General features: G+C 40.2%; 20 protein-coding genes. 8 read left to right on the forward strand and 12 right to left on the reverse strand.

Features of this window, described 5'->3' with window-relative positions:
- Positions 1–176: 176 nt before the first annotated feature.
- Positions 177–365, reverse strand: coding sequence for a hypothetical protein (locus tag HYW21_00005; protein ID MBI2547712.1), 189 nt, complete (start codon positions 363–365; stop codon positions 177–179).
- Positions 366–482: 117 nt separating this feature from the next.
- Between HYW21_00005 and HYW21_00010 the strand changes: the two genes are divergently transcribed.
- On the forward strand, positions 483–1055 hold the full coding sequence (locus HYW21_00010) for a macro domain-containing protein (protein MBI2547713.1): 573 nt from the start codon (positions 483–485) through the stop codon (positions 1053–1055).
- Positions 1056–1124: 69 nt separating this feature from the next.
- Here HYW21_00010 and HYW21_00015 read toward each other — a convergent pair whose 3' ends face one another.
- A complete protein-coding gene (locus HYW21_00015; protein ID MBI2547714.1) occupies positions 1125–2369 on the reverse strand; it encodes a transposase in 1245 nt (414 codons plus the stop codon).
- Positions 2370–2494: 125 nt separating this feature from the next.
- Here HYW21_00015 and HYW21_00020 point away from each other — a divergent pair, with 125 nt between their 5' ends.
- Positions 2495–2656, forward strand: a complete 162-nt coding sequence (locus HYW21_00020; protein MBI2547715.1) for a CopG family transcriptional regulator — start codon at positions 2495–2497, stop codon at positions 2654–2656.
- Between the two features lie 239 nt (positions 2657–2895).
- On the opposite strand, the gene HYW21_00025 is transcribed toward HYW21_00020, so the two are convergent.
- Complete coding sequence (locus HYW21_00025) at positions 2896–3309, reverse strand: hypothetical protein (GenBank protein ID MBI2547716.1); 414 nt, start codon at positions 3307–3309, stop codon at positions 2896–2898.
- 193 nt (positions 3310–3502) lie between these two features.
- Here HYW21_00025 and HYW21_00030 point away from each other — a divergent pair, with 193 nt between their 5' ends.
- Together HYW21_00030 and HYW21_00035 are read left to right on the forward strand one after the other, a co-directional pair.
- Positions 3503–3925: a hypothetical protein gene (locus HYW21_00030; GenBank protein MBI2547717.1), complete on the forward strand. Its 423-nt coding sequence runs from the start codon at positions 3503–3505 to the stop codon at positions 3923–3925.
- Positions 3901–4470 (forward strand): CDP-alcohol phosphatidyltransferase family protein, encoded by a 570-nt coding sequence (locus HYW21_00035; GenBank protein MBI2547718.1) that lies wholly within the window; start codon positions 3901–3903, stop codon positions 4468–4470. Before HYW21_00030 ends, HYW21_00035 begins: the two co-directional genes overlap by 25 nt.
- Before the next feature lie 119 nt (positions 4471–4589).
- On the opposite strand, the gene HYW21_00040 is transcribed toward HYW21_00035, so the two are convergent.
- The 3 genes from HYW21_00040 to HYW21_00050 form a co-directional block, all read right to left on the reverse strand.
- Positions 4590–5138 (reverse strand): CDP-archaeol synthase, encoded by a 549-nt coding sequence (locus HYW21_00040; protein ID MBI2547719.1) that lies wholly within the window; start codon positions 5136–5138, stop codon positions 4590–4592.
- Positions 5139–5192: 54 nt separating this feature from the next.
- Positions 5193–10505 (reverse strand): hypothetical protein, encoded by a 5313-nt coding sequence (locus tag HYW21_00045; GenBank protein MBI2547720.1) that lies wholly within the window; start codon positions 10503–10505, stop codon positions 5193–5195.
- 82 nt (positions 10506–10587) lie between these two features.
- Entirely contained in the window at positions 10588–11280 is a 693-nt protein-coding gene (locus tag HYW21_00050; GenBank protein MBI2547721.1) for a YggS family pyridoxal phosphate-dependent enzyme, read from the reverse strand.
- A 157-nt stretch (positions 11281–11437) separates the two neighbouring features.
- On the opposite strand from HYW21_00050, the gene HYW21_00055 reads away from it, so the two are divergent.
- Positions 11438–12124 (forward strand): hypothetical protein, encoded by a 687-nt coding sequence (locus tag HYW21_00055; GenBank protein MBI2547722.1) that lies wholly within the window; start codon positions 11438–11440, stop codon positions 12122–12124.
- 6 nt (positions 12125–12130) lie between these two features.
- On the opposite strand, the gene HYW21_00060 is transcribed toward HYW21_00055, so the two are convergent.
- Positions 12131–12574 carry an Lrp/AsnC family transcriptional regulator gene (locus HYW21_00060; protein MBI2547723.1) on the reverse strand — a complete coding sequence of 148 codons (444 nt, stop codon included), beginning with the start codon at positions 12572–12574 and terminating at the stop codon, positions 12131–12133.
- 237 nt (positions 12575–12811) lie between these two features.
- Between HYW21_00060 and glnA the strand changes: the two genes are divergently transcribed.
- The 3 genes from glnA (at position 12812) to smc (ending at position 20305) form a co-directional block, all read left to right on the forward strand.
- A complete protein-coding gene (gene glnA / locus HYW21_00065; protein ID MBI2547724.1) occupies positions 12812–14158 on the forward strand; it encodes a type I glutamate--ammonia ligase in 1347 nt (448 codons plus the stop codon).
- Between the two features lie 424 nt (positions 14159–14582).
- Positions 14583–16727: a hypothetical protein gene (locus HYW21_00070; GenBank protein MBI2547725.1), complete on the forward strand. Its 2145-nt coding sequence runs from the start codon at positions 14583–14585 to the stop codon at positions 16725–16727.
- A gap of 86 nt (positions 16728–16813) precedes the next feature.
- Entirely contained in the window at positions 16814–20305 is a 3492-nt protein-coding gene (smc, locus tag HYW21_00075) for a chromosome segregation protein SMC (GenBank protein ID MBI2547726.1), read from the forward strand.
- 62 nt (positions 20306–20367) lie between these two features.
- Here smc and HYW21_00080 read toward each other — a convergent pair whose 3' ends face one another.
- From HYW21_00080 to HYW21_00100, 5 genes are all read right to left on the reverse strand, one after another.
- On the reverse strand, positions 20368–21444 hold the full coding sequence (locus tag HYW21_00080) for a type II secretion system F family protein (protein ID MBI2547727.1): 1077 nt from the start codon (positions 21442–21444) through the stop codon (positions 20368–20370).
- Between the two features lie 10 nt (positions 21445–21454).
- Positions 21455–22282: a type II secretion system F family protein gene (locus HYW21_00085; protein MBI2547728.1), complete on the reverse strand. Its 828-nt coding sequence runs from the start codon at positions 22280–22282 to the stop codon at positions 21455–21457.
- Entirely contained in the window at positions 22279–23895 is a 1617-nt protein-coding gene (locus tag HYW21_00090; GenBank protein ID MBI2547729.1) for a CpaF family protein, read from the reverse strand. Before HYW21_00090 ends, HYW21_00085 begins: the two co-directional genes overlap by 4 nt.
- A gap of 81 nt (positions 23896–23976) precedes the next feature.
- Positions 23977–25131: a hypothetical protein gene (locus HYW21_00095; protein MBI2547730.1), complete on the reverse strand. Its 1155-nt coding sequence runs from the start codon at positions 25129–25131 to the stop codon at positions 23977–23979.
- Between the two features lie 123 nt (positions 25132–25254).
- The gene (locus HYW21_00100) at positions 25255–26223 is read right to left on the reverse strand and encodes a hypothetical protein (GenBank protein ID MBI2547731.1); all 969 of its coding nucleotides are present in this window, start codon (positions 26221–26223) and stop codon (positions 25255–25257) included.
- Between the last annotated feature and the right edge of the window lie 23 nt (positions 26224–26246).

The raw sequence follows: 26246 nt of genomic DNA on the forward strand, positions 1-26246 counted from the left end.
CAACATTTCATACCCCACCAGCTTGATGTTTGTTTCTTTTAGCATTTAGCTACAATGTAGCTAACTACTATTTAATTTTTTTGGTACTAGAGGATATAGTTTACTAGAATTTAAGATACCGAGAAGAGCTTAATACAAACGTTATTCCATAGAGTTTATATACTTCTTCGTCAATTTCATTCTCTATTTTCTGGATTTCTGACATCCCAGCCCAACGCTTCAAAAAGTGGCTCAATAAATTCTGCTTTTGTATCTTCTTCTTTGTATCTATTGATAGAGCCGGATTCAACTATCCGATTATATTTATCAATTAGTTTTTTGACTTCCTCTTTCACTTGCTCTTTAGTTAATTGTCTTAAAACCATAGATATAAAAGAAGTTATTTGATATATAAATGTTCTTCCTTTTCGTAGGAACAGAAAAAATGGGTAGATTTAACACTTTGATTAAGTTTTTAAAGAAGTGCGAATTCTTGTGGATACATGAAAATAGGAAGATCCCCAACAACTGATTTATTTATTGTTGAAGGAGACATTACCCGGTCAGGGATGGATGCTATTGTAAACGCTGCTAACGAGGACTTAGCAGGAGGTGGAGGAGTAGATGGTGCCATCCATGCAGCAGCGGGTGAGAGAGAATTATACCGAGCTGCACAAACAGCCAAAGCAGAAAGAGGATGGAAAAAAGTCCCTACAGGAGAATCAGTCATAACACCAGGATTTAATCTTGCCAAGAGAGGTACTCGGTATGTCATTCATACCGTGGGACCCATACAATATGTTCATGGAGATCAAGCATTACCGCTTTTAGAAAATTGCTTGAGAACCAGCCTAGGTTTAGCTGAGCAGCAAGGAGATATTAGAAGTATAGCCTACCCTCTTATCAGTACTGGAATCTTCAGTGTACCAGTCGCGACATTTGCCTATGCCGCACAGAATGTATTGCCCGGGTATGATTTCAGAAGCATAAACCATGTTGCTCTGTATGTTTTTCCAGGATCACGTACACAACAAGAAACAATTCCCACATTGCGGCGTATTTTGGGCGTAAGGTGAATTGTAGGGTGAATAAAATAACATTGCTTCGAGAATTAAATTCAAAACATATGCTTTGCCTCATAAGTCCTAATTTTCCCTGACTTCTGGGGCAGGCGATTGTCTTTTGAGGCAAAAATCAGGGTTTATTCCTAGCGTGTGCATTTCCATGATGACACAGCAGATATTATGGCAGATTACTTTGCACAATACCTCGTTTATCTGAGCAGTCCACTTTTTGCTTCTTACTGAATCACCAAACTTGGATTTAATCATCATTATTGTAGTTTCTGAGTTGCTTCGCTTGTGGTAATGGTTTAGGAAGTCCTCGTTATTTAACATGAAGTAATGATACATTTTCTTCCATACCATTCCATTTCCTGACGGTTGGCTGTTGCTTTTGAAGGGAATAAAAGCAGTTGCCCCTTTCTCATTAATCAATTCGAGATTATCTTGGCTTAGATATGCCTTGTCACAGCTTATTTCATCCATATTGAAATGCTCGGCTGTCATGTTCACTAACTGCTTTAACTCAGGGCAATCGTTGTCAAATTCAGAGGTAATAGAAACGCTTGTTATCACATTTGTTTTGTGACCATTCATAAAGTGGCATTTAACCCATCTTCTTGATGAAATCTCTTTGCCGTGCTTGAAGGAATACCATCTTTGAAAGTTTGAAGTTCCAAAGCCCGTGCTGTCAATTCCAAAATCTTTTTCCACTGACTTTAAAGGCAAACTTGTGATAGTTACCATTTGGGATAACAAAGGCGTTAATTCCTCTTTCTGAAAATACCTGAACATACTGTTATAGGGTATTTTCTGCTCGGTAAGCTCATTTTCCTTTGCGAGTTCCAAATCAGTAGAGAATCTTCTTCCTGAAAAGGTCGAATATACCTTGAAAATCATTGAATAGATTGTATCTCCTATGCTGTTGGAAGGTCGCCCAAATTCATAGGACGTGCTTTTAATTCTGCTCGTTATATCAGAAAGTAGTTTCATAAATAACTCTTTTTCATGCTGTTGGGCGACGTTGTACTGCTTCCAGTTCTGGGAATAAGTTTTCCTTACTGTCTGCGTTATTGTTACATTCCCCTCATTGTCTATTTGTTGGGTAACAATCATTTCAACAGCCCACAAATGCTTACATTTGCATTTTCTTAATTCATGGTCAGGACATGAGCATTTCGCTTCAAAGCCATTGCTTTCAACAATGTAAAACCCTGCTCCCGTCTGTGATGGTACTTTCCATTGTCCTTTATCGTTCTTGGTTATTCTCGACGTTTTGGCTATTTCAAGTCCCTTTGTTTTCCTTATCTCGATTTGTTCTTGTTGCATTTTTGGTCACCTTCATATTAAGTATTATGGTATTATGTAATACTATCTTATATATAAATCTATCGAAAATAGTATATACTACAGTACAATAATATTTATATACTACCTTAATACTATAAATGAGTATGGAACGTAAGACGACAAGCTTGAAAATTGACCCTGAATTGTGGAAGGAAGCAAAAAAGCACGCTATTGATAAGGATATTGAACTTTCAGAATATATTGAAGGATTGATAAAGGCAGATATAACAAAAAGTGACAAATATAACGCAAAGTTTAAAAAGTAGTCATACTTTACAGTATCTAAATACCTAATCGTAAATAATAGGACACTAAGAGAGTGTACACTGGATTCCACCCTTTTTCGCAGGATACGACATAGGGAATGGGTACAGTCTCTCTCAGTGGAGGCATTCCCTCCTCGCCTCAAAGGAGATTTATTCAATTAACTTAAATTAATATGCGGAACTGGGTTTCCTCGAGACAAGATTACTGCCCAGTTCCTTCATTGATTAATCAATGATTATTATTCAATCAATTTTCTTATTTTGTCTATAATCCGTAATAAATTTTCTCGACCATATTTTTCTTTAATCCTCAAAATAGTGTTAATATCCTCTAAATCAATATCATCAATTATTTTTTCAGTTAATGGTGATTTGCTTTTTTGAGATTGTTCGGTAGATTTTATTGATGGAATAATAACTTCACCCGAACTCTGTTCAATGAGTTTAAGAGCTTTCTTTTGTCCAATTTCAGTTAATTGATATTTTCCATATTCGGTATTCACTATAAGATTATTCTTCTTCATCCCTTGAATGTATGAATTTAATGTGGGTTTCTTAACATCCGCTTTCTCTGCGATTATCGCCCTACCTATTGAAGGGGTATCTAATAGTGTTAGCAAAATTCTATTTTCAATCTTCATTGTTTTCTTCATAACTATATCGAAAGGTGTAACTTATATATAAATCTTGTTGTTTTTACATCTTTTATATCTCAGATGAAGAAAGTATAGTTTTTATATAGTTCACTTTTGGGGCAGAATCAGGACTTTTGAGGCAAGTGGCAGTTTTGAGGCAAAGCCCAAAACATAACAAAATATAAAAACAGGTCTTGATTTATCTCGTTGTATGAACCCGCTCACCCATATTTTTTCCGTTATTGTGCTAGGTAAGCTTCTCCATTTAACCCCTCCTGAATGGGTGCTTGCTTTTATTTTTGGTGTTGCCCTGGATCTAGATCATCTCCTCAAACTCCCTCTTTTTTTGAAGTTAAAGAACTTTAAAGACCAGCGTCATCTCCATTGGCGTACACCACTTCAAGAACCAATATCGTATCTGTGGGTTATTCCTCTGAGTATTTTTGTCAGAAGTTATATTCCGGTTCTCTTTTTTACCTTGCATTTACTCCTTGATTACTCGATGAGTTACGCAAAATTGCCATTTTTTCCTTTTCATAATCATATAACAAAAGGAACACATCAGTATGCTCGTGATAGGGTTGTTGATGTCAGTTTAGGGGTGATTTTATGTATTATAATATTCCTTATCTGACAAGACTTCAAGATAAGGCGGTTGAACCTTTTGTAAAAGTACTCTATGAACGATTGCGGATAGAAGCCCATAACCTCACCTACCTTAATCTTCTTCTCAGCCTTACTGCTGCAGTTTTCTTTTTCCTGAATTCGTGGCAATGGGGGTATGTCCTTCTTGCAACTGCTTTGTTTATTGATTTTCTTGATGGGCCAATGGCACGAATCTATCAGAAAACATCAGTACAAGGCGAACGCTTGGACATGATGGTTGATCGTGTTGCAGAACTGACTATTTTTCTTGCCTTGGTGCTTAACGGAACCGTTAGCATCTTTCTCGCGTTGGCTGCTTATTATGCTATTATTCTCGTAACTGTACTCAGTAGGAAAACAAGACTGGACCTTGGTGGTAAACGGACCTTTTTATTCTTTGGTATTTTTATGTCTTTTAATGTTGTATTTGCCCTGATCTTCTTCTTTAATCTAGGTGTGTTTATTCTTCAGCTATTGGTTTTGGATTACAGAAATGATAAGAAAACCTACTTCAGTACTTCATCCTATAATTGAGGACAATAGTTTTTACTATGTTTTTTCCTCAATTATATACTAGAAAACCTAACAAATAATATTAACCATTTAGGTTTTCTATTATAGGATGTTTCATACATACATCTGTTTTATCGATCTTAGAGTACGGTAGGCTTTATACCAAAGACATAACCAAAGTAGTTCATCAGTACATGAAGGAGTCCGAAGAGGATGAGTCCTATTACCATAACCAGTAGCGGAATAGGAATAACAAACCAGATGAAAACAATGGTGCCAATTATCCAATCAATCTGATCCCAAGGAATCCATACCTTTCCTTCAGGAATGTCATTTCTCCGTTTAAAGAAGCTTTCGATAAGGTCTCCAAACAAGGCACCAAAGCCAAACAAAAATCCAAGAGTAAAAGCGTTAACCTCTTCATAGTTGAACAAAGCGTATGTTTGTATCAAGGTAGATGACTCATAAAGTTTCTTTTGAATCACCAGAACGACAATAGCAGCAAGTATCCCAAAGAAAAATCCCCGATAGGTTTTATGTTCACCAAAGATCTGCTTTCCTCTGTATGTCTTATGAGCATCAATGGGGGCATCAAGAAAGGCAAGCTTCATCACAAAAACAGGAGCCATATTGGCCATTCCCGCAGGGAGGAAAAACCAAAAAGATTGGAGGATAAGCGTTAGTAGCATGGTTATCCATCCTCAGATTATAAAACACCCTTCATACCTGTCTTCCCATCAACATTACGTGCTTCTTTCCTTGCCACCCTTGCCGGTTCTTTCTTGCATGTCTTCTTCTTCTCTTGTTCCTTGTTCTTTCATAGTGGCAACGTCTTTTATCAACCCAAGGATCTTAAATGATTGGCTAAACGGTTCTACCTTAATTTTTCCGGTCGCAATTCCTGTACTGATTGTCGTAAAGGCGCTGATGGTTTTGACGACCTCTTTGACCACTTCTTTTGGTCGTTCTTCCCATGGTGGATACTCTACAAAGCCTTCTTTTTCCTGTTTGCTGATCAGGTTATAAATAAAGTCGAAGTCAACCTCTACGGTCGCATCTGGTTCTTCAGTGTAGTTTTGGGGAAGAGGTTCTGCCCTGAAAATAACATCCTCATTAATCCTAACGAGCGCTTTAAAGATGTCTTCATCATCATCTCTGATGCTGACCGTAAATACTGCACCGTTTTCAAATGAATCGCTGATCTCCTTAATCTTTGCCATTGCTCCAGGATCTGCTTTGATGGCAGCAACTTCAATAGTGCTTGGACCAAAGTATTTCTCTCGTTCTTCAGGCGGACCTGGCATATAGCCTTCTTCCCAGGATTCTTTAAATATTTCCTTGACAAGTTCTTTTGGTGGAAAAATGCTGATTTGCATGTACGGTGAAAAAATGACCTGCTTTTCATTTCCAAATTCTTGGGCAAACTCCTGGTTGAGTTCATTAAGGTTCATGGTTGATTCTTCTTCCCAGATTTTGACTGATCCTAATTCCCCTTCATACGCTAACGAAAGAGGATGGTACTCTGATGGCCATTCATTGCTACCAAGACATTGAAGCATCATTGCTGTTTCTCTGCTATTCTCGACCAATCCTTTCCAGTATACTTCGAAGATTCCACCAATGTATTGCTCAAAGTTCATCGGATTCTGAGTAATGTATTCAGTAAAGAACCAGTTCAGGAATGCATCATTCAAAGACGCTTCAAGTTCAGCACGCTCTTTTTTGAGGTTTTCTAATTCCCATGAACACCATTCTTCTTGTCTGTTGCCATCAAATCTTTGTCCCTGAAGTTTTTCAAAAGGATCTCCCCACATATCGAAGTGAACATAACCATCGACTTTTCCGGTAGGATGGACGTCACAACTTCCCGAAAGCTGGAAGACTCCTCGTTCCTCAACCCACGTGGGGCCTTGCTTACACGTAAACGCTATCACTCTGTTTCCCCACTCTTCACATCGTGGAGCAGCACAATCAGCGTCTGTTGTACAGCCATAGCATTCTTTTGTTGATTCGCATCCATCTTTCCAATCTCCGTTACAATCATTGAACCCTTCTTTACAACGGCAATCTCCGATTGCTGGATCACACCATTGATTAGGATTTTCGCAGCGCATCTCTCCGCATGGATCTTTAGTTCCACCACAGGTTGGATCCTGCGATTCACAACCATTCATGAAGTTTCCATCACAATTGAAAAGCACAAGCATGTCATTCTCGTCCCCTTCCTGTCTACAGTGGCATTCATTACCCCAACAAGCTTGGGTGTTTGGATCAGGACAGTCTTCATTAGTTTCACACGAGCTGACACAAACGCCATAACGTTCTGAACGAGGTTCTCGTATACAAAATTCTCCGTCATCACAGTCCTTATGGTCACGACATTCATTTCCAGACGCAACAACACTTCCGGTTAATTTTTTTAATCGTTCTAAAAATGTTTCAGGTTCGTTTATCATTGGTTCAGCACCAAGATAGACTTCACGTTCGCTTGATGCTTCACCCTCTGCTTCACCTTCTTGAGGTTGTTGTTCATTTTCTGTTGATTGGGAAGGTTCAGTATTTTTTTCTTCTTCACGCGGAACTTCTTCTCCTGGTGCATCTTCTCTTACTTCAGGTTGTTCCTCGTTCATGGGCTCTTGCTGTTCCTGGACCCCTGCTTGTTCTGGTGGTGTCTGTTCTCCTGTTTCTTCACGTGGAATATTTTCTCTTCCTTCTTCGTTTTCTGTAGGCTCTTCCTGTTCTTCAGTAATCTCTTCTTCCGCTTCTTCTTCGAACGTTAAGGTAATACACTCACCAAGGGAGCAGACTTCTCCTGTTCCACAATCACTTATCAACACACATTCTCCTTCATTGAGTTGTTCTTGTTCTCTTGTTACCAGAGGACAAACAATATTGGTCGGAACCCAAGCATTATCGATGCATTCTTCAGTCGTTATCGTATCACCGCTCTCACAAGCTTCGGTCTTTGTTTCTCCTGGCAAACACACACGTTCAGTTGCTTCCTGCTGCTCTTGTTCTGTTTCTTCAGTTTGTTCTTGTTCTTCCTGCTCACGTGGCATGCAGGTTCCATTGATTAAGACTTCATTATTAGCACATTCAGTGGTTATGTTCTGTTGTTCATTTGAGAGATTATCATTTGATCTATTATCTTGTTCAATTGTTTCCTCAGGTGATTCCTCTTGTTCTTCTCCTTCTCCAGTTTCCTCTTCTGGTTGTTGTTCCTCTGTTCCTTCTTCCTTTTCGAATTCCTCCTCTTCTTCAGGGACACAATCAAGGATACACGAGGCGTAATCCTCACCGTCTTCACAGACATCGTTTCCGCAGCAAGGCTTTTCTGCTCGGCAGACACAGGCTTCAGGATCGAGATATGCACATTCTCCACAGGAGATGCTGCATGCAGCAATGGGTAAACATTGCTGATTTTGACAGGTCTTAAAGTTTCCTACCTCATCAACTCCACAGAGAGCATTCTCAGGACAATCAAGAAGGTCATTACAGTCCGCCATAAAGTCATCATCATCATCAGCCCTATTGTCACATTTTTCTCTACCGATTTTACACCTGCCTTCAGTCTCACACGATCCATCCTGATCACAATCTGACCATCCCTTCTCACAGGTACACGAGTTAGTTGCAGGATCTACCCGTTGATGGAGAAGAACTTCACATTTAGGAATACCCTCACAGGGCGTACTTTGGATGACTCCATGACAGAGATAACTTTGTTCTCCAGGGCATTGTGTTTTTGAGGGTTTTCCATCACAGATGTAGATGACCTCTTCTTCTTCACAGGGCTTGTATTGCTTTTGTCCATCGCAGATATAGGAGTTTTCTTCTAAGCAATTTTTTAGGCAGACTTTATCATCTTCTCCCCCACAACTTCCCCTGCAATTAAGCACTGCACCATCAACAATCTCTTGGCCATCATAGCATTTTGTCAAACACTCATCATTTTTCCAGCATTTCCATTTACAGCTTTCTTTCAGTTCCTCAGGAAGTTCTTCTCGGGATTGGCAGGTCATACAATTGTCACATTGTGGTTGACAGCTTGTGTTCATGGCCTCATTTCTGAGCTGCCCACAATTTTGGACGCTATTATCACAGTAACCAACTTCTTCATTGATACATGGCCAGCAGGTTTCACATTCAGCAAAACAGCGTTGATCCTCTGGCTTGCATGATTTGCGTGATTCACATCCATCCTTCCAATCTCCATTACAGTCATAAAATCCCTCTGTACATTCACAGAAAGCTTTCTCATCATTAAAGGCTTGGTTGTCCTGACAATCCCACATTCCTGCGGTATATTCACACTCTCTACAGGGTTTACAGAGTTCATCACATGCACCAGGATTATTGGCATTATTATTCTCTTCATTACATTCATTACAGGGCTTGCAGGTTTGACGACAACCCCCCCCATATGCTTGGTCTTCACAATTCCAGCACTCATCACAGGCTTCTTGAATAGTATCTTGTTGGTTACATGGCCAGCAACTTTCTTGGCATATGGCTTCACATTTATTTGGATCTCCTCTATTTTCTTCTTGGCATTTGTTGCATGATGTACAGGAAGACTCACAAAGCTTTGAGGTTGTGTCCCAACATCCGCCGATCGGATTACAAACATCTTCGCAGGTATTACTTCCACATTCCCGGGTATTCAAACAGTCTGGATCTCCACAATCAACAATTTGATCTCCATCATCATCAACACGGTTTTTACAATCTTCTTCCCCACCCAGGGCAAAGATACATCCACCATTGAGACATCCTTCATCATCCTTACATTTTACCTCAGTGTTTTGACACCATCCATTTGTTCGCTCTTCAATATTTTCATAGATACGGTATTCATATCCTATTTGGGTAATTGGTTCCTCTTTTACGTCTCCATATTCCTGCATAAGTGACGTAATGAATGAAACCCGTTGTGTAAAAAACTCTTGTACTTTTTCTGAGGATTTTTCTGGAGCACGATCACGGTGTTCCATTTCTCCCTGCTTCCTGTTAAGGAGATCATTAATGACATTGATTTCTTGTCGCGCCTTTTCGATAGTATTCCATGCATCTCGCTTTGATTGTTTGGTAGAAAAAACAAGGTCATCAGTTACTTCTCGTATCTTTTCGAAGAGTTCCTCGCTAGATAATGTTTCATATCTTCGTCGAAGTTCTTCTTGTGATTGTTGTCCACCATTTTCCTGTTTCCCTTGTGGGCCTGGTCCACGTGATTCAAGTTCATACCAAGTATTGACCCATTGGAATGGACAATCTTCACTGCAATATTCTGTTTGCATGATCAGCTCAAGATCATCAGTGCTGTATATAGGAACAGTTAACCGTACTTTATGTTGCTCGCCACTTTTTTTTCCGTCGAAGATTTCATTCATGACCCACTCACAGCTTCCTCTGTTTTGCTCAACATACTGGTTCAGCAAGTGTTCATCGGTTCCTACCTCCTTCATGATGGTTTCTGGACTCGTTTCATTAGCAACATATCCTTGAACACTATTACTCAAATCATTGAGGAGAGCATCTGTTTCAAGGGTAAATACTTTCTTAAATGCAGGATCAAAATCAATATGATAGAAAAGCGTTGTCTTTTCATCTTCCACAATAACCTGGGGCCAGGCGTTCATGGTAATTTGTATCTTGTTTCCGTCGAAAATCGTCTTTTCCCATCGGGGCACAGGAGCATCTAATCGGTACTCTTTCCGCAAATTTTCAGCTCTTGCCCAACTGGTTTCTTCGGTAGGCTCTCCGAAGATTGATCGTACTGCTTGCTCGCTTAAGCCACGTCTCCGGTCATGCTCATCTAATGTTACCTCAATGATTTCCTTCTCAAAGACTTTATTGATCTCCTCTCTTACCGCATTTGCATGTACCACCATTTGGGCATAGCTTATTTTTCCTTCTTCATACGCCTTGGCCTGCTCCACAAGAAAATGGATTTTATCTTCAACAGTTGCTTCTTCAGCAAGAACACCTGGCAAAAAGAGAATAAGGCCTAGCATAACGATCACCACTAATGCCGTTTGTTCTTGTAACTTACCCATTATGCCCCTTTTTCCATTCCTCTCAACCATTACCCTTATATAAATCTTTTTGATTTTTTTTTGAATGTTATTTTTCGCTTCTTTAGGTGGTGTTTGTATCTTTTTTCCGCTTTCCAAAAATGCCCTCTCCTATCCGCACCATGGTACTTCCTTCTTCAATAGCAATCTCAAAATCGCTGGTCATTCCCATGGAGAGATGAGGAATCTTGAGAATGGTTGCGAGTTTGCTCATTTCCATAAAATAAGGACGCGTTTCTTCTTGAGGTACATATGGAGCAAGCGTCATCAGACCATCAACCCGAAGATTTTGTAGTCGTAAGAGGTGATCATAGAAACCAGGTACATCATCTCGAGGGATGCCGCCTTTATTCTCCTCTCCTGCAACATTTACTTCAATAAAAACAGGCATCAATTTTCCTGCATTCTGTGCTCTCTTGTTGATCTCTTTGGCAAGTTTAAGAGAATCAACACTCTGGATAACATCAAAGAGTTGTACTGCCAATTTTACTTTATTTGTTTGGAGATGGCCAATCATATGCTTTACTACGGGAATATGATGTTGTCCTTGCTCTAGGTGGGGAAACTTATCATGTGCTTCTTGCACCGTGTTCTCTCCAATATGGTGAATTCCTAAGGCAAGGGCTTCATTAACGGTTGTTGCAGAAATCGTTTTTGTTGCTGCAAGCAGCGTCACGGTAGAGGACTCTCTGCCAACCTTTTGACAAGCGCCAGAAATCCTTTCATTGAGAGAGGTTATATTCTCCTTGAGTCCCATACGATCATCCAAAGTGAAGATCTATATAAAATTATCTTTGGATAGTACGGATAGTACGTATTACGTATGGAGGAGGAGCACCCTCAGGTCGCTAGAAAAACTAAATATTTATAAATGCTCTACCAACTTTTCGGTTTTTATTCGAGAGGTAAGTACGATGTTTCATCATTATCACATACAGAACCCTGAAAACCCCGGTATTGATTACCATGTCTTTGACCGTGGAAGAACAAATCCAGTTGTTACACTTATTGGTAGGGCTACACGTATCGGACCTCCTGCAATCGATGACCCTGATCAGCAATTGTATGGAACAATCTCTTTTGATTTTAGTGGTCTACCATGCGAAAAGGTGTTGCGTATGCTTCAGAATTATCGTGATACTGGTATCCTGCTCTTTCCAGATACGCCTACAACAAAGGCGTTACTTGGGCCTCGTGTTCGGTGGACGGTCTATTTTGATCCCTATCCTGCCTTCGATACACTTGACAACCCTCAGGAACCAAGGCCTGCTACGTTTTTAACAACCGCACAAAAAATGTTTTCCTTTTATGCTGATCGTGTTAAGCTCAAGGAGCACCTTCATACTATGGGAAGTTATTCTCCTTTACGTCCAGAGATAGTTCATCGTAGAACTCCGTACAACATTATTCATGATTTTCTTCATAGAACTAATCAAGGCTCATCCCCAGACTCCTCGAAAAAAACCAGAGACGGGGAGCATATCCCGGGAGCAAGTACTCATGCTTCGCTCGAGCAAAGAGTTGACCTTCCTGGACGATTTCTGGATGCTTCACTTCTTCTCCCACTTCTTCTTCCTTCTTCTCACTATCTTCGTAATTAATAGCTCTTAGAGTTGAATCCCTTCTTCCTTAATGGTATTTAATACCAGCAATGTTTCTGTCCGTTCGACAAAATCATAGGTCTGTATCTTCTTGAGAAAATTGTCCATATTTCTTCTGTTTTTAAATCGGGCAAGAATAGTAGCATCAAACTGGCCCGTATGGTCGTAAACTGCATAGACATTCGGATTTGTTGCGATTTGCTTTTCGACTTGAAATAACTTCCCTTTTGAAACACGAAGCTCTATAATGACATGAATATCATAATCCAGTTTATCATAATCAATAAGAGCACTGTATCGTTTAATAACACTTTCTTGCTCCAGGCGTTGGATGCGCTTCATGACGGTTGCCACAGACACATGGATGCGTTGAGCAATTTGGCGATAGGACAAGCGTGCATGTTGTTGGAGCACCTGGATGATTGCTTTATCAATGTCGTCTATATCCATAGAAAACCCTCCTTACGTGCCTTCGGACATATCCATTTGTTTATTTTGAAAGCAATTTGTGCGTATAATTTGGACGAATATTTAAAATTTTCTTTTTTTATAAACATTTGTATACTTTTTTTTCAATTAAATATATATATGTATCACTTTTCCAGATGCTATTCCTTTTCCTACGCTGGTGGGTTGCAACTGGTTGCGAGCATGCAATGAATGGACAGGAGGAGGAGGGGGCAGACCATGGAAGAAACAACAAAGAAAAACCAAGACATTCTTGAACGCGTGAAGAAAGACAATGTTCGTTTTATTCAGCTCCAATTTACTGATATGTTTGGCATTGTCAAATCAGTAGCCATTACCGTAGAACACCTTCCTGATTCATTAACCTATGGAACCTGGTTTGATGGTTCATCTATCGAAGGATTTACCCGCATTCATGAGAGCGATATGTATCTGAAACCAGATCCCGAGACGTATGCCCTCATGCCATGGATTTCGACACCTTCGGGAAATACAGCTCGATTTATCTGTGATGTCTATCTTCCCGATGGAAAGCCGTTTGAGGGAGATCCACGATTTATTCTGAAGAAGGCTATGGCAGAAGCGAAAGCACTGGGCTTTGTGTACAATGTTGGCCCTGAACTCGAGTTTTTTCTCTTTAAAAGGGATAATGGGTTAAAAACACTTCCCCATGATACCGGAGGATATTTTGATCTGAACACTGATCAAGCCCATGTTATTCGTGCTGAGATGGTCAATGCACTTGAGAGTTTTGGTATCCAAGTTGAGGCAGCGCATCATGAGGTTGCCCTTGGTCAACACGAGATCGATTTTCGCTATAACAATGCATTGAAAACAGCTGATAATGCCATAACGCTTCGTTTTGTGCTCAAGGCTATTGCCCAAAAATATGATCTTCATGCAACCTTTATGCCCAAGCCCATTCGTGGGATTAATGGTTCAGGGATGCATGTCCATCAAAGCTTCTTTGATGTTACTGAAAAAGAGAATCTCTTTTATGACCCAAAAGACAAGTATAAATTATCCAAGATAGCTTATCAGTTTATTGCCGGTCAATTAGCGCACGCACGTGGTATGTCGGCAATTATTTCTCCGACAGTTAATTCCTACAAGCGTCTTGTTCCTGGCTATGAGGCTCCGGTTTATATCTGCTGGGCACGGATTAACCGTTCAGCTCTTATACGAATTCCCCAATACTTTACAGGGAAGCATCTTGCAACACGATGTGAATTACGATGTCCAGATCCAAGCTGTAACCCTTATCTTGCATTTGCCGTTATGCTCAAGGCAGGCTTGGATGGAATCCAGCGTTCATTACCGGTGTCAGAACCTCTTGAAGAGAATATCTATCATCTTGACAATGTAGCACGGATTCAGAAGAATGTAGAAACATTGCCAGAATCCTTGGGAGAAGCTTTGAAGATCTTCCAAACCGATAGCGTTATTAAAGATGCGCTTGGAAAACACACCACTGAGCAGTACATTGAAGGAAAGCAGGCAGAGTGGGATGACTACCGCTTGCACGTGAGCCAGTGGGAGCTTGATAGGTATCTTGATGTCTACTAAAAGTACTCAGAAAAAGCACCGTCATATGAAACAGTTAAGACGTCTCTACCTAGCGAGAGGGCTCACCTCATATGCCCCTAGCATTGACCAAACCCTTGGTGCTGAAGATTTCTTTACCCCTGAGGATCTTCTCGAAGATGAATAAAAATCGCTTTTTCTTTTTTGTTTTTTCTTTTCTTTAGTTTTTCACGCCTACTTTTGTTATTTTTGACAGCTCCATCCAAAAATTCGTTACCGTTCAGGCTAGCAGCTTCAAAATTCTTGACCGGTGATGTGAAAGGGCTATGTTCCCGTAGGGAGCCACCCCTCATAACGCCCGTGATCATGTATGGAATTGAATTTTGACTTGAGGCTGCTAGCCCTTTTTCTGGATGGAGCTATTTTTGACGTAACTCTTTTATATTCCAGAGGGAATACTTCTCCTATGAGGAGACCTGATTATAAACAATTTTCACGAATGATAAGATCCTTGGAGGACGATACTGAAGATCGTTATCTTGCTGCTGCTTTGGGAAAAGTTTATGGCTTTAGTGAACCTGAAGCTCGAGAACTTTTGCGTCTTAGTCTTGAAGTGGATGATCATAGAGTAATATCTACCTTAAAGAAAGTACTTTTTGATATTGATAGTGCATATCCGAAAACACTTCGACGATTCAGAGAGGAGCTCCAGTGTTACGAATCTGTTGCAGCATCTGCAGCTTCAAGTCCTTTAGTTCAACGAGTTCGTGAAAGAGAGATAGATGATGATTCTCTTGAACAAGCACTTCTTGACGTACATGCGCCTATTGATCCAGATTCAGAAACTCCAGTGGGATCGATTTCCTGGGGTCTTGCCAAGAGAGACCTCAGCAGTGTAGTTGATCTGTGGGATGATATTGGCGTGGCTCATTTGAAAGAAGTTACTGATTACTTAGAACACCTCTTTTCTGATGCAGGCCCTGAAATGACCACAACGTTTGTGAAAGCCTTTGTCGAAGAAATTAGGCGGGCAGAAATAGCCCTTATTTTTGAAACACCTGAATCAAAACAATTCTCATTAATGGAACGCACTGTTGCACGTGCGTTGTTTGAATGCGGTTCAGCAATTCCACCACTTCTTCAAAACGTGGATAGGTATCGTCCTTCCTATGTTGAGCTCAATGATCGACACAAGCTCGTCATTTTTCAAACCCTTCCGTTAACAGTCTATAGAGATAGTTTCTCTGTGTGCTATACTGCTGAAAGGACAAGAGCAGTTGAGGAAGCTGGAATTGACCTTAAGCACCTTGTTGAACTTGTTCGTGCAGCACCAAGTGAAGTTTCTTATGAACTCCTTGATCTCTGTGCCCAAAGACCGCAAGTAATAGTTCCCCATATAACACTCAAGCGTCACGGAATTACACCGCGTCAGTATGTTGATTTTCTGTTAACTACGCATGATGAGCCTTGGATTTCTGATGGCCACCCGAAAACATTTGGCGACACTGTTGCTGAGTTTTCTCAAGGTTCTCGGGCACGCGCAGCTTCATTTATTGTTGAACATGGAGCAGAGCTTGTAGGAATCCCTGATGCAAAGGCTGTTGCTGATATCCTTAGAGATTATACTGAGGCGAGTATCCTTTTGGGAGACTACCTCGGTGCAGTTAGAGCCAATCAACAACAGAGGGGACAGCTCTTACTCAAGATTGGACAAGCTGCTCCTGATGCTCCTCTTTTAAAGAATCTTCGAACTCTGTTGCGAACTACTCCTGAAAGTGGAGTCGCTGATATCCTTCAGGGATATGAGGGAGCAGACCGAACATTAGACCCGAAGGGTCTTGAAAGAAGACTTGGAAAATGTCGATCTTCTGCCTCGGTTTCAGAAAGAACAATACCAAGAGAGTATATTCCATGGCAGGATCTGGCAAGCCAAACTCTTGAAGGAGTCCCTCGAACCAGAGATGTCTTTCAAAGAGCTTTTGATCAGCTTGAACCACAGGATCAGCACCAGCTTCGCAATATATGGAGAACTGAACGTGCATCACTCGAAACATTTTGTGATCATGTCGATCGATTTTACCCTGCGCCTAGTTACCGCTTAGTTCTAGGATCCCATACTCTTTTCACCGCTTATAAGAGCAGATTACGGATGCAAGATCCTAGGCTTACCGATGCTCTTACGGCAGTATGTAGTGCTGAGATTTCAAATCCTTTTCCTTTGCTCTACCAAGCCCTTTGTCCAGAGGTTGCTGAAGAAGAGTTACCAAGCGCTACGCTTCTATCAGAGCAGGATCATAAGGCAAGACAAAAAATACGTTGTTCTCGTTTATTAGTATGGGGTGGCCAATATAAGACAGAGGCAAGATCTCGGATCGAATCTGCTATTCCTGGGTTACCGGTGGTGATCATGGACGACTATAATCGTCGACGAGAGATTAAAATTATTCGAGACGGAGATGGGGTCATCACAGTCACTACTTCCATCAGCCACCCGCTCTACACAGCCGTTAAGCAACATTGTAAAACGAATGGTATTCCTTATGCTGATCATCACCAATCTGGCGTTGATTCGTTGCTTGCGATGATCACTACCTCTGTAGAAAAAGCTTGAAATCTCCCAACCTGCATGCGTGTATAACGAGCAAAACCTTTAAATAGTAACACGTTATGCTTTTGAGAAAAAGGAGAGCATCAGTGATGACCAAAATTTTGAAGATTGAAGCAAAAGGTTTCAAGTCCTTTGCAAATAAAACAGAACTTCTCTTCGGGGATTCGTATAACTGTATCCTAGGGCCTAATGGTTCTGGTAAGTCTAATGTCCTTGATGCGCTCTGCTTTGTTTTGGGAAAAGGGTCTGCAAAAGGTTTAAGGGTTGAGAAGGCAGCGAACCTTATTTACAATGGTGGTAAAAAGAAGCAGCCTGCAAAGGAAGGTGAGGTTGCTATCTATTTTGATAATGAAAAAAAGGAATTCCCACTGACTGATACGGTTATTAAAATCTCTCGTTTAATCAAACAGAGTGGTCAAAGCAAGTACCTGATTAACAATCAGGTACGGACACGACAACAAATCCTTGACCTTCTTGCCAGTGCAAAAATAAATCCTGATGGATATAATATCATTCTCCAAGGAGATATTGTTCGCTTCTGTGAGATGTCTCCAGAAGAGCGTCGAAAAATCATTGAGGAAATTGCCGGGATTTCTATTTATGAAGAAAAAAAGGAAAAAGCACTGCGAGAGCTTGAAAAGGTTGATGGAAAGCTGACTGAGGCGGATATTGTTCTTGCTGAGAGAAAAACCTACTTACAGGAACTCAAAAAAGATCGTGATCAGGCATTAAAGTACAAAGATTTGAAGAACAAGATTGACAGCAATCGGGCAACCTTGCTTTACCATGAGATGAGCAAGCGGCAGAAGAAACTTACTGCCATTGAAGAAGAACTGAGAGGATATGCCACTCGTATGAGCGAGCTCCAAAAAGAGATAAGCAATAACAAAGCTGCAATTCAAGAAAAAAAGGATGCTATTGAGGCCATTAACAAGGAAGTTGAGGAAAAAGGAGAAAAGGAACAGGTAGTGATCCACAAACAGGTTGAGCAATTAAAGATTGATATTGCTACAGGTAAAAACAGAGTTGATTCTTGTCAGAACGAAATTAACCGTATTAATCAGAGAAAACAGCAGCTCCAGCAAAATCTCAATGAACTTGAGCAAAAAACAACAACCTTGCGGAACGAGCAGAAAGATATTGAAGAGAGAATTAAGAAAAAAACGACAGAGCTTGATGCGATAACCAAGGCTCTTGAAGAATTTAAGAAAAAAAATAAAATTAATGATGCAGGAACACTGGAACAAGATATTGAGGCCTTAGATAAAGAAGCAGAAGAAAGGCAAGGAGTTATCCATAAACTGCGAGAAGAGCAGCAAGAATATGTGCGTGAAAAAGACAGGCTTGAATTTCAGGTTCAAAGTGTTGATGAACGAATAGCTAAAGTTGTGGAGGTTCAAAAGCAACACACTGCGCAACTTGATGAACTAAAGGTAAAAAAGGAGCGTTTTAAGGCATGTACCCTTGAACTCAATAAATGCTTGAATGAGGATTCACTGCTGGCATCACAGACCGGGTCTGCACGACAAAAACTTCTCCAGGTTAAGGAGGAATTAGCGAAGCTTCAGGCACGGAATGCAACCATTATGGAGAATATTGCCGGAGGAACTGCTATTCAGCGAATCCTTGCATTGCGAAAAAGCCAGGAAGGGATCTATGGAACGGTTTCAGAACTTGGAAATGTCCAGAGCAAGTATGCACAGGCTCTGGAAGTAGCAGCCGGGCCAAAAATCAAAAGTATTGTTGTTGAAACTGATAAAATCGCTGCAGATTGTATCAAGTTTTTACGCACGAATCGACTTGGTGTTGTTACCTTTCTACCACTTAATAAAGTAACTGCTCCTCATGAAACAGATGCTTCCTCATTAACTAAAACTCAAGGAGTCCATGGTTTAGCGGTTAGTCTTGTATCCTACCAGCCTAAGTTTAAGAAAATCTTTTCCTATGTTTTTGGCAGTACTCTTGTTGTTGACACTATTGATGTTGCACGCCGTATTGGTGTTGGCAAGGCACGAATGGTAACCTTAGATGGAGACCTTCTTGAATTAAGTGGAGCAATGCAGGGAGGTTATCGTGACAAAAAGCGCCTTATGGGCTTTCAGGAAAGCGAGATTACAGCTGATATTACCAAATACGAGCGTGACGAAGCAGAACTTACTGAGAGAATGCATACGTATGAACAACGGAGAACGCACATCCAAAATGAAATTTCGCGATTACGTGAAGAGAAAGCAACCCATGAAGGTGAGATTATCAAGATGGAGAAAAGCCTGCATCTTGAATCAGGTGATCTGGACGTCAGCAAGAAGCTTAAAGAGGAGTTCCTTGCAAAGGTTGGTGCCTTGGACAAGAATATTGATGCAGTCCAGCGAAAGATTTCTGATGAAAACAAGCATTTAGCACAGCTAAAAATCAAGAAACAGCAGTTGAGAACGCAAGTGAGCGAGATGAGAAGTCCAGCCTTACTTGCACAATTGAATACCTATGAACAAAAAAAGCAGGAATTGCGTGAAGGAATCCAAGAGCTTCATGGTGAGCTTAAAAATATTGATACCCAGACAAAAACTATTCTTGGGCCTGAACAGGAAAATATTCTCAAGATTTTAAAACAACACAAAAAAGAAGAGGAAGGATTCCTTGTGGAAATGGAGCAAACCAAATCACTCATTCTCAAGCAGGAGAAGGACTTAAAAGATAAAGAGAAGAGTGAGCAAGAGTTTTATGCACAATTCAAACAGCTCTTCACCAAACGAAATAAAGTTAGTGAAGCTCTTCGAAGCCTGGAAAACGAGCTTACGGGACGTGAAGAGCAAATAAGAAGCGTTGAGCTAAAGAACAACATGGTTTCACTTGAAAGTGCTCGACTCAAAGCAGAGCTTGCCGGATACCACGAAGAGCAAAAACAGTACAAAGATGCGGTTGTTCAGCCAGAAAAGCCACTTGATGAATTGAAACGTGAGATTAGTGAATTTGAAAAGATGGTTGCTGACATTGGTAATGTGAATTTGCGTGCGCTTGAGGTTTACGATGCAATTGAACGGGAATATCAAGGACTTCTTGAAAAGAAAGATATTCTCCTCAAGGAGAAGGTTGATGTTGTCAATATGATGAAAGAGATAGAAGATAAGAAAAAATCTTTATTCATGAAAACGTATGAGGTCATTGTTGGAAACTTTAAAAATATCTTTTCTGCATTGACCTGGAAAGGAGAGGCCTTCTTACACCTCGAGAATGAGGAAGATCCGTTTGTAGCTGGCGTTCGTTTCCAAGTACGAATCTCTGGAAAAAAATTCTTGGATATTCGTAGCCTTTCGGGCGGTGAAAAGACCTTAACTGCCCTTGCCTTTATCTTCGCTATTCAGGAGCATGAACCTGCATCATTTTATGTTCTTGATGAAGTTGATGCTGCCTTAGACAAGCATAACTCAGAGAAGTTTGCAAAACTTATTCGAAAGTATGCCAATGGTGCTCAGTACATTATTATTTCCCATAATGATGCCGTCATTAGTGAAGCTGACAATCTCTATGGGATTTCTATGAATGAGCATGGGATGAGCAAAGTAGTTAGTCTAAAGATTTAACACGTCGATCTATCGATGTTGGTTCTATCATTCTGAAATAAGATTGGCATAGAAAACTTTGACTAAATGATCTTTCCAAAGAAGCTTCCCAAAAGTTTGTTAGCTAAGAAGAAAATAATTATAGAGCAGATAATAAATATGGGAATATACTTCCATCCTTCCTTGACATTTCCGTACTTAATTACTGATACCATCATGCCTGAAAAGAGTGAGGTTAGGAAGAGCGATGCATAAACAAAAATGGCAAAATCATCCTGTGTTAATATCGGCTCACTGAAATTAATTGGGAGCGAACTGACGCTTGTTGTTTCAGGTACAATAACACTTCCCATAACATTATGGATGACTCCCAAAATCTGGGAGGCTAGTCCAAAGAGAATTGGTGCGGCTACCACGGCAGCGAAACTAATAAAGATAATGTACGTGGTAACATTCGCGCTCATCTCTTGTTTCATGATCCTCGATTCTTGGATATTAGAGGCAATTTTGTTCAACAGATCGCCGACTTCACCACCTGCTTCGATACCCTCGATAAGAATGTGAACAGATTGCTTAATTATATCGGAATCATATTTATCTGCAAATTGGGTAAGCGCTACTTTAAGATCAACACCGGTTAATGTTTCTTTAGCCACAATCTCAATCTCTTTCGCGAGAATACCAAAACGTGGGCGGACTGCATACCAGAGTGCTTTATCAATGGTCATTCCTGCACGGATATTGGCAGAGGTTAACTGTAAAAAGTCAGGAAAGACTTCTTCAATTTGCAGCCTTCGTTGATACATGAGGAGGTCAACATAAATGTACAGGAAGGTGTATATGAGAAATACAAAAAAAACCGCTAATGCAACCCAGCCTATGATAAAAAAGAACACAATAAGACCTGCTGAATAATACTGAGTAGCGTCTGCTTTGAAGAGAACAAGAAGAATGGCAAGCGCTCCTAAAATGATACTGGCAAGAATAACGCGTTTGTTGAGTGCACCTTCTTCTATAGTCAGGCCTGCCTTTTCTAAGTACGATCGCAGCATTCGTTTTATCTGCGATTTTGTTTTCTTTTCCTTCTTTGGCTTCTCTTCTTGGAGGTTTTCTTTTGGGACTGGCTTGTGAAACTTTTTGAAGTGGTCTAAGGGATTCATGGTGAGGCTCCTAAAACTGTACTGCTGGTCTCTGGGCCTTGACGACCGAGACAAAGATGAATTGAACAAAGCCAACAAATCCTGCAAACATTAAAAAAACGGGAAGGGAAATTTGAAGTCCAATAAAGGTAGAAAGGATAAGGAAGATGGTCGCTCCTAAGGAAGGCATGATTATCGCGAACATAAGATAAAACATGGCAAGTGGGTTTAACTTCCTTCCATAGGCACTTACTTCAATTCGTTGTTCTTGCACAACCTGATCGATAACAGAGTTTAATGATTTTGAGATATCACTCCCTGTTTTTAAGGAATTTAAAATCTGCCACAGAATCTTTCGTAGATTTGCTGAAGGAGTTATTTCAGTTTCTTCATTAATGGCTTCCTCGAGCGACGTCCCTAAATCTACTTTGTCCACGATTCGCTTAAAACTTTGTCCTATGGCTTTGTAATGCTGTGAAGCATTGACCAGAGCATTGTACAAGGGAACGCCTGATTCCAATTCAATGATCAGAAATCTGCCTGCAAAAACAATCTCTTTTCGTATCTCTTTGTCGACATGAATCGCTTTTAAATCAGGAATCCGCATCAAATAATTAAATAAGACTATAAACACGATGGGAGCTCCAATAAGGATAAGAATCGGAGGAATATCTGACTTTCCAAGAAACAGAAACAAGATAATCACAACAGCTAATGTTACGTAGAGCGACGTCATGAATGTTTTCTGGATAAATACCTCTGGCTCATCAGGCATGGATGCTTGCTGGAGCTTTATCTTTAATCCACTATAACGTTCGCTTAACCCTTTGAAAAAGACTTTTATCCCTATGGCAATCACCCAAACTTCCTATTCGGGATGACGTAATTCTTCATCAGGGCATCCTTGTTGGTGTAATACTCTGCCATGATGCGTCCAACACTATCAACCGTGTCAATGTTGTTAGCAACAAGGTAGGAAAGGACCATTTCTTTCTCCTTGAGGATAACGCTGATTTCTTTCGGGCTAAAGCCGGTGTACATCTGTAACGTGTTTAATAATGATCGTGAGGGATTAACCCTTTTCAGGGTATCTTCTCTGGTGTCAAATTGCATGAGCACATTTGTTTCTCCAGTAGGCAGGATCTCGGCAATTTGGAATGTTCGCCTGAATCCTAATCGACGATTTCTAAATTGGGTTACAATTAAGCTGATGGCTGGCATAAGCACTTTAGGTATATCAATGGGAGGGCTGGTTAGCCTTGTTATGGCTTCTTCAGCATTATTCGCGTGGAAGGTAGCATAGACACTATGACCCGTATGAATTGCTTCAAACAAGACCTCTGCTTCTTTTTTTCTTCTTACTTCTCCGACTAAGATACGGTCTGGTCTCTGTCTCAGCGAGTTAACGAGTAGATCAAGCATGCTGATACCACCCTTTCCTTCAGGGTTTGGCTGTCGGGTTGACATGGGCAACCAGTGCAAAAATTTTGGTAACTGAATCTCTCGCGTATCTTCAATAGAGATAATACGTTGATTTGGTGGGAAGAAATTTGAGACAACATTGAGCATACTTGTTTTTCCTGATGCCGTACCTCCTGCAATAATTGCTGAAAGCTCATACTGAATAGCAAGCCAGATGAGGGATGCTGCGGGAATCGAAATCGTTCTTGATGTAATAAAACGCGTAATCGTCCATGGGTCTCGGGAGAATTTTCGGATGGTTATCGTATTTCCTCGAGTAGAAATCGGACTGAGCGTAGCGTTTACTCGGTCTCCTTCATCAAGATGTGCATCAAGTAATGGCTCTAAAAGCGTAACCTGACGACCAACCTTTCGTGCGATCATGGTGGCATAATGCTTTGTCTGATTTTCATCTTTGAGGTAAATGTTTGTTTTTAGCCATCCATGTTTTCGATGGTAAACCCAGACGGGTTCTTCACTCTGGTTAATAGCGATCTCTTCCAGGTTTGCATCACTCATAAGAATCTCGATACTTCCCAAGCCAAGGCTTTTCTGGATCAAGTAGCTTGCAAGAAATTCTTTTGTTTCTACTTCCATATCCGGGAAATACTTCTCAACCAGTTCTTTAATAGTCTCGCTGAACTTGTTCTCGATAACTCCTGTCTCTTTTGTACTCGTTAAATCAACCATACCGAGTGTTACTTCCTTGATGAGTTCCCTTCTTATCTTTTCGAGAATGATTTCTGTTGTCTTGCTAATCTTTGATAAGGAGACTTCATAAACCGGAACGAACTCCTCAGCAATCATATGGATGCGAACCATGACCGGAATTTTGTTTGAGACAAAATCATAGGCCTCAATAAGCTTTTGTTCTTGTTCTTGTGGCACTTTTTTTACTAATAGTTTAGAAGAAGGATCTTCAGAAATCTCTGGTTTATTTTTCTCTCCTTTTTGTGGAGGAAACTTTGGTTTAGCCTCTTTTGTATCAACTACCTCTTTTTTTTCTACCATAGCGATTCCCTCGCGTTATTTTCCTTTATGTTTAGGTGTCATTTAAAGGTATCTGCTCTTTTAACATTATAGGAACTTGAGTTATTTCTTTTTGACAAGGCTCACCAGTTTTTCTAAGGTTCGTGAAAGCTTATTTCGCTTTTTATTGAACTCTTCCAGTTTTTCCTCTAATCCTTTGATATGCTCTGTTACGGTTGTTGAACGTGAGCTAATGTCAAACAGTAATGCTTTTTTTGTTAATTCCTTTAATTCTTTTCGTAAAGCATCTCTTTCTTTATCAATCTTTCCAATTGTTTCTTCCATTACACTTTTCTTTTCGAGGAATGCGTTAAACTCCTGTGCAATGTCTGTTGTTTTGTTCATATCCTTTGTTAAAAACTCTTTTTTTTCTTTGAGCTTTCTGACAATTGCTTTCTGGATTTCAAGTACTTTCTCTTCATGTCCTTTACTCTCTGCAATGAGCTTGGTAATCGTATCCTTTTTTGCTTGGATCTTTTGTTCAATGTCTGTTGCCTGTTTTGTTAAGTTGGTAATATGATCTTCGCTTACTTTAATAGTCTTATCATCAGTATTTACTTCTTCTTTGATTTTGTCAATTAAATCACGATATTGATCAAGCTTGTTTTTCAGAATTTTCTCCTGCTCTTGCATAGTTGCCATCTTGAGCATGGTCTCGCTCAGCCGTTTTTCCTCACCGCTAATTCCGCTAATGACATCCTTGAATCTTCGTTGCTCTCTCTCGACAACTTTATGAAGTTCCAGAATTTTTTGATGGAAAAGCTCCTCTTGCTTTGCCATCTCAGCATCAATATTCTTTTTGATATCGTCGTACTTCTCAAGCTGTTCTAATTCGTCCTTGACATGAGAAGCCCGAGACTCCATTTTTTGCTTGAGTTCCTCAAATCGTGCTTTGATTTCATCAAGGCTTATTGTTTCTTGGTCAAGATTTATCAAGGCCGTCTTTACTTTTCTTACAAAGAGGTCCTTATGTTTCTGGAAATCATCTTCTTTCTTTTCAATGTCTTTTTTGGTTAACTTTCTAACAACAAGATAGGTTGTGGCCAGTTTATACTCAATACTGAGCAATCTTTCTTCTTCTAAGAATTCAGCCCATTCTTCGATAACAGGAACAAGGACGCCAAGCTCTTTTGCAGCGTCAGCAACAGAAATACGTTTTCGTTCTTCAACTAACTTTACGAGCTTATCAACACCCGTTTCAATCATCGCATTCTTCATTCGTGTGTTCCTCTCTTATCCGCCGATTATCTCCATGAATACTTCACAGGTAGAGTTCTCCTTCATTTAAATAGTTTTCGTAACCAATTCTTTCATCGTACCATCTATATGCTGTCTTTTGGATTAGGGGGTGAAAACCATATTTTGCGGTATCCCATAGTAATTTAATCTTCCACTTTCATTATCGATGAGAACCCAATCAGGTGTTTGGTTGATTCTATAAATGGGGCTTGGCTCAACCCCGTTCCAATAGTAAAAGTCAACAATAGTCCTATTTTTAATAAACCTTATCTCACTAATATTGGCAACAGCAACAAGGCTTTCTATACCATAAGGAGATGGCGTTAAGTTATATTCAAAACGCATGAGAAAACTGGGTGAAATATTGGTAGCAATGTAGTACCCTTTACTGATGTGCTCCATCAGTGGTGAGGTATCATTTCCAATGACAAAGACATTTATCGGACTCTTGACAATGCGGTTAAATTCTGTTCCTTCGCTCTTGATGCTATAGATCGGATCATCAAAATCAGTGATATTAATCTGTGTTTTTGTGCTGGTATTTACTTCCCATTGTGCTAATCCTTTTGTATCCACAACGGTGAAACTGATGTTAAGGTCAACGGTAACAAACCACGGATCTTCTTGGTAGAGCGTAACGTTAATATTTGAAAAACTGATGTTTACCCCAATTTCATTTCCTTCTTGATTAATAGCTTCCAACCATCTGGTCAAATGAGAGTCATTAATAAAGAGCATTGGATCTCCAAATAAGGTGCCGTTCATGACAAGCTCGGTAAAGGCCTCTTGCGTATTGCTGAGATAGGTTTGGTTTTGCGATGTGTATGCTTGTAGTGCTAAGAAGCTTCGAAACGAGGCTATGTATAACGCCCGTTCAAGATCTCGGTTCACATCTTTAATAAACGAGTTCATGGTAAGCACCCGTGTTTCGATGACATAAGCCCGTTCTCTCAAGCTATACTGAGTTCTTATGGTTACTGCGAAGACCGCAAGCCCTATCAATAAAACAGCAATAATCGTAAAAAACATTCCCCGTTTGTTCTGATGTATCTTCTTCATATGTCGTATCATTTGTGTAATTACTCGTCCTGCAG

The sequence above is a fragment of the Candidatus Woesearchaeota archaeon genome, from assembly GCA_016187565.1.
GTDB lineage: Archaea > Nanobdellota > Nanobdellia > Woesearchaeales > JACPJR01 > JACPJR01.